This is a genomic window from Clostridium niameyense, assembly GCF_001243045.1.
Lineage (GTDB): Bacteria > Bacillota > Clostridia > Clostridiales > Clostridiaceae > Clostridium_F > Clostridium_F niameyense.
In genome coordinates, this window is the sequence record NZ_LN849007.1 from 2294718 (window position 1) to 2308145 (window position 13428).

Sequence of the window (13428 nt, forward strand, 5' to 3'; positions counted from 1 at the left end):
GACAATCTATTGAAATTCATATATAATAGACATTACCCTCACAAAATGATAGAATGGGTTTTCTATGTATATTATTATGAAAATACTTATATATATTATCACAATTTAAAACATTGTGCTACTACTTTTTTTTATTTTTTTGATTTTATTATTTTGTATTATCTATTATATCCCCAGCCTCAAAAAACATGTCTCTTATTTTTCTATCTAACAATAACATTTCTTCTGCTCTTTCTAAGTTATCACATAAATGATTATAACTTTCTATTTTAAAATCTTTACTTAATCTCTTCATGTTTATGCAATTATATTTTCTTATTAATAAAAATAATAAATACCTACAATCTTCATCTTTCATTATTTTTATTAAATCCTCATCGGATATTCCTTTATATTTACATAGCAACTTTATTATATTACTATATTTATCATTACTATTATCAAAATAAGACAATGTTACCACCCCATATACTTTTATTAATAATATTGCCAATATGATATGCTTTTAAACATAAGTAAAACCCCACCTATAACCAGATGAGGTTTTTTTCTATTGAGGTCTTATTTTTATATCTAAATTAATATGTTGAGTATCTTCTCCCGAAATACCCATATCATAACTAATAAAAATTTCGCCTCCTGTATCATCTACATTTATTTGTAACTCTTTAGTAATGATGTTTATTTCTAAAGTCCCATAAGGTGTACTATACATAGATATTTTTTCTTTATCTTCTTCAAATTCCATTTTTGTTGTAGTACTTCCCATTCTTATTAATGAAAACTTATTTGCACCTATCTTTAACGTAGTAGTAGTTCCCTCCATACCAGATATCTCTGTTTCTTCATAAACAGCATAATAATCATTATCTTTTTTATAAAAACTACCCGGAGTAACTACTTCTATTGATTCTTCTTTTTCATCATTTTCTGGTTGGGAACTTAAAACATGTATAAGAGCTCTTTTCTTCATAACTTTTACCATTCCCCTTCTATTATATTATGCAACTATTTATATAATCCTCTGTAGGAGGTTCCACTTGTATTGAATTATTGGATGGGGTATTAAACTTTCCATATTTCACAGTAACTATTTTTTCATCTTTTCCTTTTGAGTACCTAGCAGTTATCTTTGCAGCAGCCTCTATATCTTCCATACCAGGATCTCCTACAATTATAACCATGGATCCTTTATAATCTTTTGCTAAAAATATATAATCATCATGACGTAATAACCCCTTTATATCATCACATTCTTCTTTAGTTCTTGTAGATATTATCTTAGCATTATCAGATACTCTAAAGTGTCGTCCATATTTTAATAATTCAATTTCTCGTGGGTCTTCATTTTCTCTATGACTAAGTAAATCTCTTAATCTTTTAGAATAATTAGGTTCTGTAAGCTTACATCCCCCTGCTGATGAAGGATAATCCTTTATATCCCACTTTTCTGCTAATTCCATTTGAATTTTTCTACTTCTACCAGATATATTTAATAGTTTTTCCCTATCTACTAATCCTTCTAATTCAATAGAAGTAGGCTTTAAATTTTTAGCACACAAAGGTCTTAATATTTTATCTTTAAATCCTGATTCTTTTTTTACTATATCTAAAGCTGATTTATTTTGTGACATAGGTCTTTGGTTTAATACTTCTCCTGTAATAATAAAGTCTGCATCAAACTCTTCTAATAACTTTCCTGAATAATTCATCATCATAGCATGACAATCAATACAAGGGTTCATATTTTTTCCATATCCATGCTTTGGATTTTTAAGCATTTGTAAATGTTCTTTAGAAAAATCTATAACTTTTAAAGGTATACCAATTTGCTTAGTCATTTTTATAGCACTATTTTCGTTGAAGAAATAAGACTTAAAACATATACCTATAACTTCTATGCCTTGATCCTTTATAAGTTTTGCTGCAAGTATACTATCTAATCCCCCTGATATCATAGCTAAAGCTCTTACCATAAAATTCAACCTCTCTATATTTTTTTATTTCATAGTTTACAACATTTATTATTATAATTCAATAATAAAATCAATAAAATAGAGTGAATATATTTTATATACTCACTCTATATTATTTTCCTTTATAAAAGTTATATTGTCAATTCCCCATTAGGAGTATCAATAATTTGTATTATTTTTTCTTCATATCCGGTTTTTGCATTAATATATATTTTAAATTTATCTTTTTTATAGTTTCCTGAGAATTCATAAGCTAAAACTTCATTATCATTTTCTGTAGGAATAACAGCTAATCTAACATTGGTAATTTGTAAGTTTTTGCTTATGTTTTTCTTAGCTTCTGCTTCTGATATCTTAGAAACATTATTTAATTGCCTATTATAATGTGAAATTAAATATTTTTCTGATTCCACTCCTATAATGTTTCCGTTATCTAGAGCTATCTTTAATTTAACTTGATCTGGATAAATAATTGTATTTCCTTGTTTATATACATAATTTATTACCATTATGTTCTCATAAGTTAAATTATATGTAGGAATCATATTATTAAATCCTAATTCTTTTAAATATTTATTTCCTATCTCAACAGCTTCCTTAGATTTAATTTTAGGTTGACCTACATTTCTTTGATCTAGCATATATAGTAATTTACCACCATGTTTACTTACCTCCGCAGTAACATTACCGTTGTTTCCTTTTCTTCCTTTCATAGAAACTAAAAATCTATAACTATCTATCCTACTACCTTTTTTATTCGCATCTAATTTTACAGATTCTATATTTTTTTCACCTATTATTTTTCTAATAAATTTTTCTGCTTCTTTTTCATTTACTACTTTATCATTATTAATTCTAGGGTTTATTTTTAAAATATTATCTGAAAAAGGTCCATCATAAATTAAAGCTGGATATTGTATAACTTGTTTTTGTATAGCTTGGAACTGATTTGTTATTGAATTTTTATCTTCTCTTGCTAATACACCACTTACCTTTTTTCTTATTTCTCCCCATCCTATTCTTCCTTCATTTATATCCATAACTACATTTCTTAATTGATTCTCTAATCTAAGAGATTCATTTTTTAATTTTTCTATATTATCATAATCCTTTGTAGAAAGATTTTTATTTTGTACTATGGATTTTGTTAAATTATTAGAAAAATCACCAACCTGAATCAAAAATTTACTTGTATCTCCTATAGTATTTTGAGATATAGGCAGGGAATGTAATTTATCATTAGCGGTAGATGCATGCCTAAATATTTCTTCAAACACTACAATTTCTTGATCCCTTGAGCCTACAATCGCCGCCTTTGATAAATTTGTTCGTATATTTTGTACCGATGATATTAGTTCGTATATGTTTTTGCTATATTCACCTTGTAGATAATTTTTATAATCATTTCTTTCTAGAAGCATTAATACTGAAAAAGTAGTAGAAAAAACTATTATCAAGGTTACAACTAAGGTATATAATATTCTTTTGCTACTTTGTTTCATTTTCATAACCTCCCAACTTTTTCTCTACATATTATCTGTATTTATTCCCTAGCTTATTCATAATTATTACAATTGATAAATTTAAGTATTTATTTTCATTTTTAATGTATAATAATATTTAAAGAAAAATTTTTAATTTAGTTTATTATTATACTTTTATTTTATATAATGTTATTATGTATAAGTAAATATGTTTCATTATTGCGTTCCTCATAAATGCATTAAAAACTATTACTTAATAAATCAGAGGGTGAATGAATGAAAGTTTTAATATTATCTGTTTCTGCTGGTGGTGGTCATAGTCATGCAGCTGAAGCACTTAAAATCTATATAAAATTAAATAATCCAAAAGCTAAAGTTGAGGTGATTGATACCTTAAAACATATTAATCCAATAATTGATAAAGTAGTTATAGGTAGTTATTTAAAAACTATAAAAATAACTCCATCATTATTTGGGAAACTCTACGCACATTCGGAATCGGATGATGGATTAGCATCAATGATAAGTTCTAATTTCAACAAAATTATGACTTATAAATTATCACCTATAATAAAAAAGTTTAATCCAAACATAATTGTATGTACTCATCCATTCCCTGCAGAAATGGTATCAATCATGAAGGAAAAAGGTAAATTAAATATACCTCTATTAACTATACTTACAGACTATGCTCCTCACAGTTTGTGGATACAAAAACATACAGATGCTTATGTAGTATCCAATAATGACATGATCGATGAAATGTCTAAAAGAGGAGTATTAAAAGAAAAAGTTTTTGATTATGGAATACCTGTAAAACCAGACTTTCTGAAAAAGTTTAATAAGGAAGAAACTTTAAAAGATTTGGGATTATCCACTAATAAAACTACCTTATTAGTAATGGGGGGAAGCTTAGGTATAGGTAAAATAACTGAACTATATGCTGAGCTTTTAAAGATAGAACAAGATATACAAATAATAATAATAACCGGCAGTAATGAAAAACTTTTTTCTCAACTTAATAAATTAAAAAAATCTTCAATCAAAGCTACTAAAATTATAGGATTTACAGACAAAGTAAATAAATATATGCAATGTTGTGATTTACTTCTTACTAAACCAGGCGGGCTTACAATTACAGAAGCTTTAATATGTAATATACCTATAGCCACATTTTCTCCTATTCCTGGTCAAGAAGAAAAAAATACAGAATTTTTATTAAAGCATAATTTAGCTGTAAACATTGATTCCTTAGAAAATACTAAGGACATAATAAGTAACTTACTATCTTCCCCTGAGAAATTAAATATTATGAGGAAAAATTGTAATAAATTTGCTAAACCTTACTCTGGAAATAAGGTTTATGAATTAATTAATTTTTTTTTAATGAATATTAAAGAAAATAAGAAATCTGAAAAAAAAACTTATTCTGATACTTCTTCTAAAAATTTTTTTAAATCTTTAGAAAAGTATCTTATTAATGCTAGCAATAAATTTTTATTGTAAAGTCTCTGTGTATTAATCCATCACAGAGACTTTATTTATTTTAAAGATTCTGCTATTTTAAATTTAACCTGTACAGGCTTATTATTGTTATCTATATATTTATATTCATTACTATTTAAAACTCTTTTCATTTGTTCCTCTGTTTTTTTATCAGAAACTTGTCCTTTTGTAACATCTACAAAACATAATGGAGGAAACATAACACACCACCAATTTTGTCCTTCCCCAGATCCTATTGTTATTTTGTATGCTTCATAATCACCCTGAGGTAAGGTTATATTACCATAAGTTTTTATAGGAAATTTTTCTCTATCTAAAGATGTATTTACTGAATAATCATAGCCATATTCTTTTATTACATTAAATGCAATCTCTTTTATAGCATTATCATTTTGTCTTAATATCTTTCTAGATTCATTTATATTTTTACTTTCCTTTAATTTTGGCATCATATATTTTATTACTTCGTCTTTAACTTTTAATTTTAAACTTTGATCCTCTAATGTATCACTATTTGCTATTACATGAAATCTTATTATTTTATGTGATATATCCTCCCCAACGCTTGTACTATTATTAATATATATAAATTGTAAACCAATTAAAAATATAACTATAATACTTATAATACCCATTATCTTTTTCATAAAAATCTCTCCTTTTATGTATATTTAATTTCATTAGATATTATTGACAAGTATTATAGTTATATTCACTATTATATAAATATTATTTTGTTGCTCCCATTCTTCTTATTTTGCTGCTTACGTGTATACTTATTGGTAAGTTTCTGTAATCTTCATCCCAATTATTTTTTACTTTACTCCATATTCTAGGATGATATTTATATAAATAATCCTTTAATCCTATAACATCCGTATTGTATTCTCCTTGAGTTTTCTTTAATACTTCTGTAGATTCTTTTTCTATAACTTTATTAAAATAATCTTGTATCACCATTATCTGTTCATTAGAAAATATGTTCTTATCTACATTATAACCTTTTATTTCTCCCTCTAAAAAAATATAAATATCAAATTTAAGTTTATCTTTATTATTACTTACTCTTATTTTTCTTTCATAATTTTCTACAGAGTAATCTAGAACACTACCCTCTTTAACTATACTTCTTGTTCCCTTTTTAAAATTTCCATTAAGTAATGATACTGTATTTCCTTCATAGTTTCCCAAATATCCTACCAATTTATAATTTTTTACTAATCCAACCTTATCTATTTTTAATTGCTTTTTATTTTTATCAATATTTACAATAGGCACTATGGTATTATTGTAAGAAGTTATATTTTTTAAAAAATCATTAAATTTCAAAGGAAAAGATGTATTATTTTTTTTATTATTTTCTAACATACCTACCATATAATTTTCTATACTCTTTTCTACATCTGGTTGGAACTTCAACATATCTTCTGTATTTTCTTCTGTAAAAACTAAATATACCATTCTATTTATGGAAGGCTCCCTTTGTAAATAATCTAATATTTCTTTAAATGTATCTCTATGCTCTAATATTTTTTTATTTAAAACAATTACCTCTAAATGGCCAAAACTAATAGTTCTACTGCTTTTTTCTATAATTTTTTTTACTCCATCAGCCATTGAGTATGCATTAACATTTATACTATTTTCATTAGTACTACCACCTTTCTCCGGACTTAATTGCCCTATATTAGGAAAGGCATAAGTTATATTTAATTTTTCGAAATTAGAATTTGAAAAAGATGATTGATTAGGCAACTTTTTTATTTCTTTTTCTTCATCTATATCTTTTCCCGGGTCTATTCCTATCATTGATATAAAAAATTTTTTATCTATCTCTACTTTATCCCAGCACCCTGACATACATATGCATGAACATATAAGCATTAATATCATAAATCTTTTTATTAATTTCATATTATAACAACTCCTATAAAAATTTTATGCTTATACCTTTTTTCTCTTAACTTTATTTTTATTCTTATTTTTTATTTTACTTAATATAAATAAAATTATTATTATTACATTAGTTATAAAAAATAAGTACGGTTGTATATTTCTGGATATGTTGTATACTTGAGTAACATTTTGAGGGTATAAAGATATAACATAAATAATAGGTGCTATTAAAAATGTTGTTATCTTTATGTCTTTAATTTGAAAGACATCTTTTAGTACATCTGCTGAAAAATAATATGAATTCCCAAATGTAGTAAAAAAGAACATAACCCATATAGCCATAACTATACCGTCCCATCTTTCAACAAAAGCTCCAGGAATATCTATAGATCTTATCATAACTATTCCTGGCCATAACATACTCTTTATTTGTTCTGTTGAAAACATAGCTATAGATAAAACTACAACATATAAATAAAACAATCCTATAAAAATCATGCTCTTTAAAAGTACCTTTGGTGCTTTATCCTTTTTTTTCATAAAGGGTACTACCAAAAACACCATTTCTATACCCTTAAATCTTATTATAGTTTTATTAATAGCTTTTATATAATTTTTGGGGGAATTATTAAATATAGGTAATAAATTAGTAAAATCTATTTCATATAATGCAAAAAATAATATTAATATTACTGGTATAAAACTAAACCAAAATGTTACCTCATTAAATTTAATTAAGGTATCAAGTTCTCCTCTTATTAGATATATTGCTGTTAAAATTGTGATTATAATTAAAAATTCAGTAGGAGTTTTCTCAAGAAGGTATAGCTTTATTTCTTCTATAAATACTCTCAAACCAGCAGATATGTAGATTATATTATATACAATAAAGACAAAACATACTACTGACCCTATTAATCTGCCAAAATTATCTCGTAATATTTCATAGAATCCCTTAAAATCATTCATCTCTATTATTTTGTACATTAAATATATTAATACAAAACTAATAATAGTATTTAATATTATTATTATCCATGCATCACTACCCACTATAGCCGATAAATCACTAGCATAAGAAAATACACTTATACCTATAACACTAGTTACAATAGTGGCAAATAGACTATACGAAGTAGAAAAATTATCATTACGTTGCAATATTAATTCCTCCAAACTATTTTATTTTATAATTTTTACTTTTGTCTTATTTTATCTTTAGTATTCATATAGTCCGGTCTTTTTTTGAAAAATCTTATAGGTAACCTTATATACATATCTTTAAAATCACTTATACTAGGATTTACTATAGGAGATAGATATGGTATTCCAAAACTCTTTAACTTTACTAAATGTATTAATAAAATAATTAATCCTAACATTATTCCATAAAGGCCCAATAAACTAGAAAGTATAATTAATACAAATCTAACTAGCCTAAAAGAAGAACTTACCTCATAATTAGGTGAAGTAAAACTTGTTATAGCAGTCATAGATACTATTATTATCATAATTGGGCTTACAATACCTGCAGAAACAGCTGCTTGCCCTATAATCAATCCACCTACAATTCCTATTGTAGATCCTATAGGTTTAGGTAACCTAACTATAGCCTCCATTAAAAGTGCTAAACTTAATTCCATTATTATAGCCTCCATATAAGCAGGAAACGGAACGCCCTCTCTAGAGGCAGCAATGAAATAAGCAAGCTTTGTCGGAATAATAGCCTCATGATAGGATGTAACTGCTACATACATAGCTGGTAATGTTAATGAAATAATAATAGAGATTAATCTTATTATTCTGAGTAAAGATGCATTTGTCCACCTTTGATAATAGTCATCTGGTGATTGATATAAGCTGGGTAATGTAGTAGGTACTATTATAGCAGAAGGAGAATTATCAACTAAAATAGCTACCCTACCCTCATATAAGGCAGATGATACTACATCTGGTCTTTCTGTAGTTTTAACCATAGGAAAAGATGACCATTTATTATCTTGAACAAGTTGTTCTATATACCCACTGTCTAAAATAGCATCTATTTTTATTTGATCTATTTTCTTATATAATTGTTCTAAAATATCTGGATTAACTATATCTTTTATATACATAATAGCAATATCTGTCTTAGACCTTACGCCCACAGATTTAGATATAATTTTAAATCTAGTATCTCTTATTCTTCTTCTTACTAATGCGGTATTAAATCTTATAGTTTCTGTAAATCCATCTCTGCTACCTCTTATAGAAGTTTCAGCAGCTGGTTCTGTTATTCCCCTTGTAGGCCACGAGCGGGTAGCTATTATATAACATTCTGTTAATCCATCTATAAATAATGCTGTATCCCCAGATAATACTAATTTTATCACTTTGTCTAACTTATCAATGGGATTCACATCTGATACTGATAAAATATTATCTTTTATATCTTTAGGGCCTTTTATACGCCTTCCCTCAAACATAAGAGATTCTAAAACATAATCATCTAACAGTTCTTTTTCTGCTAATCCATCTATATAAACCATAAATGCCTTTATATTATTGCCTATAAAGAATTCTCTAAAAACTATATCAGAACTGTCATCTAATAATTCTTTTACATACTTTATGTTTTCCTCAATTTTAGAACTTATTTCTTCCCTTACTTGCTCTTTCATAATTACACCTCCACTTCTTATAAAATTAAATAGAAATTATGTTTATTATATATAACGTAATTCCTATAAGTATAATAATGATTCCTAATACTTTAGATTGAATATTTAACTTATTCATCTTGTTCTTTTTAAAAGTAGGAGCATCTATGAATATGGCCACTATTCCCTGAAGTATCATAAAAATCATAAAATATATATCAAATATTCCTATTATATCTACCATAAACTCCTCCTAAAATTTAAAATATCTTTTTATATTTTTTGTTATAACTATTAATTTTATTCAACAAAAAAAAGAATTCCTAATTAGGAATTCATCTAAATCATGTATTTAATTATATAGTTCTAGTTATAAACACTTCTGAATATTTTAATCGCATTTTATCATAACAAAGTTGTGCTTTTAACATATCATCAAAAAAACCAAAAACACTAGGACCACTGCCGCTCATCATAGAACCTATAGCTCCGTAACCTATCATTTCTGTTTTTATATTTTTTATGATTTTATACTTTCTTAAAGTAACATTTTCCAAAACATTCTTCATATTGTTAGCAATAAATTTTAAATTATTTTCTTTTATTTTTTTCATTAATGCTTCAGTATCAGGGTGCTTATGGATTCTATTTAAATCTAACTCACTATATACTTCCTTAGTTGATACCCCAAAGCCTGGTTTAACCAGTACAAGTATATGTCCTTTAAAATCACTTATATAAGTAATTTTTTCTCCTATTCCCTCACATAAAGATGTTCCACCCTGTATGCAATATGGAACATCTGCTCCAATTTTTACCCCCATTTTACATAACTTCTCATTAGTAATCTCAGGCTTGAACATATCTCTCATAATTTTTAAAACTGTAGCTGCATTTGAACTTCCTCCTGCAAGACCTGCAGCCACAGGTATATTTTTTTTAATATTTATACAAACTCCTGATGATATATTATATTCTTTTAAAAACATATCTGCAGCCTTGTAAGCTAAATTTCTATTGTCACTTGGAACATATTCCTTATTACAATTTATTTTAATTCCTTGACTTATTTTTTTTAAATATATCAAATCATATAATTCTATATTTTGCATTAACATACGTAATAAATGATAACCATCTTCTCTTTTTCCTATTACATCTAAGGATAAATTTATTTTAGCATAAGACTTTGCTAACATACCCTACCTCCAAAATTTTATATTATCAAACTTATAATACACCAAAAAAAATAAAGCTACAATAAATGTAACTTTATTTTTATAAAACTATTATTCATTTTTAAGCTAATGCTATACTTTCTTCATTACCTTTTCCTTTTTTAGCTTTTTCTTTTACTATATTTAAAGCTGGTTCAAATTCTTCAAAAAACATAACTACTAAATCATTCTTATTAGACTTTTCAATAGCTTCCTTTAATGCTTTTTCCTCATCTAGTATTATTTTTATTTTATTTTTGTCAAATCCCGTATCTAATATGCCATTTTTAATTAAGTTTGCTACCTCTCCTACTTTTCTTCCTCTCTTATCCCTATCTTCTTTTATATATATATAATCAAAAAATTTTCCACATATATTTCCTATTTCCATCATACTACTATTAGTTCTATCTCCTGGAACTCCTATAACTCCTATAGTTGATTTATGTTTTATTTTTTCTACACCATTAAATACTGCTTTATATCCTTCAATATTATGACCATAGTCCAATATCACAGAACATCCTTCTAGATTATATAAATTAAATCTTCCAGGATTGTCATATTCATTACTATAAAATGTACTAATACCTTCTTTTATATATTCTATGTCTATTCCCATACCTATAAGTGCCGAAATAACAGCCATGGAATTTTCAATATTATAATCCAATTTTCCCCCTAAGGTAATAGGGATATCCTTTACATTTATAATTGACTTTTTTATATTTCCTTGTTGCATATAAATAAAATCATCATGTAAATATACATTCATACTTCCACGTTTTAAATATTTATTCAGAATTATATTATCTTTGTCTTTAGAAAATAATATAATTTTAGATCTCATTCTATCTATTATATTAATACTAGCCTTATCATCTGCATTTATGACCACATATCCATCTTCTTTTACGGCTTCTCCCACTAAAGATTTTACATAAGCCATGTCTTCTAAAGTATTTATACCATCTAATCCTAAATGATCTTCCGTTATATTAGTTATAATAGCTATGTCAGATAAATTATAAGGAAGACCTCCCTTTATTAATCCACCTCTCGCAAGTTCTAATACAGCTATATCAATTTCATTATTTGTAAGTATAGTTGTAGCACTATCATATCCTGTTGTATCTCCTTTTTCTATGCACTTGTCATTTATATATATTCCTCCTGTAGTAGTCATTCCTACACTTTTTCCACATTTCTTAAGAATATGAGAGATAAGTCTTGTAGTAGTAGTTTTTCCATTAGTACCTGTTACAGAAATTATAGGTATGCTAGATTTATTATTTTTAAACATCATATCAATTATAGCCTTAGCTACATTTCTACTTTTACCTTTATAAGGATACTGATGCATTCTTATTCCAGGAGCTGCATTAACTTCCATTATAGCGCTATCCTTATCTAAAGGATTACTTATGTCTCTACAGCATAAATCAATACCACATATATTTAATCCTATAGCTTTTGCTGCCCTTATACATACATCCTTTACATCATCAGAAACTATATCTGTGCAATCTATTGCTATTCCCCCTGTAGATAAGTTAGCATTTTGTCTTAATATTACTTTTTGATTTTTAGATATTATTGAATTTAAATCGAATCCTTGTTTAGCGATATTTTCCTTAAGTTCTTTATCTATTTTTATTTTAGTTAATGGCTTTTCATGACCTTCTCCCCTTCTGCTGTCTTTATTTAACTCACTAATAAGCTCCTGTACAGAATTTATGCCATTACCTATAACGTATGGGGGTATTCTTTGAGCAGCAGCTATAAATTTACCATCTACTATACATATCCTATAATCTTTTCCATGAATAAATTTCTCTATTATTATCTCTTTATAATCTTTACTAAGTATTCTATAATCATTTATAAGTTCATCTTGCGTTTTTATATTTACGAAAACACCTTTTCCTTGATTTCCAAAGCGTGGTTTTAAAACTACAGGATACCCTATATTATCTGCTTTAATTAATAAATCTATATAGTTATTTACCCTATATCCTTTAGCAGTGGGAACACATTGATTATTTAATATATCTTTAGTCAATAATTTATCACAAGCTATATCTACAGATATTGTACTTGTACTGTCACATATAGTTGCCTCAACCCTTTGGGAATTTACCCCATAACCTAATTGAAACATACTATTTTCTCCTATTTTTGTAATAGGTATATTATGTTTCTTTGCTTCATTTATTATTGCTAATGTACTTGGACCTAGCTCTTCCGTTTTTAAAATATATTTTAGCTGTTCTATTTTATTTTTTAAATTATAATCCTTATTATTTATTATACTATTTATTAATTCAACAGCTATTTTGCCACATTCAATTCCAGTATTCCTATATTTATACTCATAAATTATATAATATTTTTCTCCTCCTATTTCCCTTGCTTTTCCATAGCTAACGTCTATATCCAGTATATTTTCTAAGGCTATTACGGTATGCTCACATATATGAGATAAATAAGTACCCTCATAAAGCCTTTGTAAAAATCCACCCTTTTCTCCTATTGAACAACAGTGTTCCCTTAAACTTGGTAAATAACCTAATAGGGCTTTATTAAACCCACTTATTTCTTTGCTTGATACATCACTATATCCTTCTAAATCTAAATTCATTTTAATACATCTTTTATGAGAATATATATTTCTTCCCTCAAATACCCTTACCTTTTCTATCTTCATCTC

At 26.3% G+C, this 13428-nt stretch carries 12 protein-coding genes; 1 reads left to right on the forward strand and 11 read right to left on the reverse strand.

Annotated features, from left to right (window positions below; translation table 11 throughout):
* Window positions 1-148 precede the first annotated feature (148 nt).
* The 4 genes from BN1711_RS11775 to ypeB all read right to left on the reverse strand — a co-directional run bounded on the left by BN1711_RS11775 (window position 149) and on the right by ypeB (window position 3478).
* Window positions 149-493, reverse strand: coding sequence for a hypothetical protein (locus BN1711_RS11775; RefSeq protein WP_243128283.1), 345 nt, complete (start codon window positions 491-493; stop codon window positions 149-151).
* Window positions 494-550: 57 nt separating this feature from the next.
* A complete protein-coding gene (locus tag BN1711_RS11780; protein ID WP_050608500.1) occupies window positions 551-973 on the reverse strand; it encodes a YwiB family protein in 423 nt (140 codons plus the stop codon).
* A 22-nt stretch (window positions 974-995) separates the two neighbouring features.
* Entirely contained in the window at window positions 996-1976 is a 981-nt protein-coding gene (locus BN1711_RS11785; protein WP_050608338.1) for a DUF814 domain-containing protein, read from the reverse strand.
* Between the two features lie 131 nt (window positions 1977-2107).
* Window positions 2108-3478 (reverse strand): germination protein YpeB, encoded by a 1371-nt coding sequence (gene ypeB, locus BN1711_RS11790; RefSeq protein WP_050608339.1) that lies wholly within the window; start codon window positions 3476-3478, stop codon window positions 2108-2110.
* A gap of 258 nt (window positions 3479-3736) precedes the next feature.
* Here ypeB and BN1711_RS11795 point away from each other — a divergent pair, with 258 nt between their 5' ends.
* Window positions 3737-4966: an MGDG synthase family glycosyltransferase gene (locus BN1711_RS11795; RefSeq protein WP_050608340.1), complete on the forward strand. Its 1230-nt coding sequence runs from the start codon at window positions 3737-3739 to the stop codon at window positions 4964-4966.
* 35 nt (window positions 4967-5001) lie between these two features.
* Here BN1711_RS11795 and spoIIR read toward each other — a convergent pair whose 3' ends face one another.
* The 7 genes from spoIIR to cphA form a co-directional block, all read right to left on the reverse strand.
* A complete protein-coding gene (gene spoIIR, locus BN1711_RS11800; protein ID WP_050608341.1) occupies window positions 5002-5613 on the reverse strand; it encodes a stage II sporulation protein R in 612 nt (203 codons plus the stop codon).
* Window positions 5614-5695: 82 nt separating this feature from the next.
* Window positions 5696-6880, reverse strand: a complete 1185-nt coding sequence (locus BN1711_RS11805) for a Ger(x)C family spore germination protein (protein WP_050608342.1) — start codon at window positions 6878-6880, stop codon at window positions 5696-5698.
* A 30-nt stretch (window positions 6881-6910) separates the two neighbouring features.
* Window positions 6911-8023 (reverse strand): GerAB/ArcD/ProY family transporter, encoded by a 1113-nt coding sequence (locus BN1711_RS11810; RefSeq protein WP_050608343.1) that lies wholly within the window; start codon window positions 8021-8023, stop codon window positions 6911-6913.
* Window positions 8024-8058: 35 nt separating this feature from the next.
* Window positions 8059-9522 carry a spore germination protein gene (locus BN1711_RS11815; protein WP_050608344.1) on the reverse strand — a complete coding sequence of 488 codons (1464 nt, stop codon included), beginning with the start codon at window positions 9520-9522 and terminating at the stop codon, window positions 8059-8061.
* Between the two features lie 25 nt (window positions 9523-9547).
* Window positions 9548-9745 carry a CLC_0170 family protein gene (locus tag BN1711_RS11820; RefSeq protein WP_050608345.1) on the reverse strand — a complete coding sequence of 66 codons (198 nt, stop codon included), beginning with the start codon at window positions 9743-9745 and terminating at the stop codon, window positions 9548-9550.
* Between the two features lie 112 nt (window positions 9746-9857).
* The gene (gene ispE / locus BN1711_RS11825) at window positions 9858-10700 is read right to left on the reverse strand and encodes a 4-(cytidine 5'-diphospho)-2-C-methyl-D-erythritol kinase (RefSeq protein ID WP_050608346.1); all 843 of its coding nucleotides are present in this window, start codon (window positions 10698-10700) and stop codon (window positions 9858-9860) included.
* A gap of 100 nt (window positions 10701-10800) precedes the next feature.
* The gene (gene cphA, locus BN1711_RS11830; protein ID WP_050608347.1) at window positions 10801-13425 is read right to left on the reverse strand and encodes a cyanophycin synthetase; all 2625 of its coding nucleotides are present in this window, start codon (window positions 13423-13425) and stop codon (window positions 10801-10803) included.
* Window positions 13426-13428: the final 3 nt, after the last annotated feature.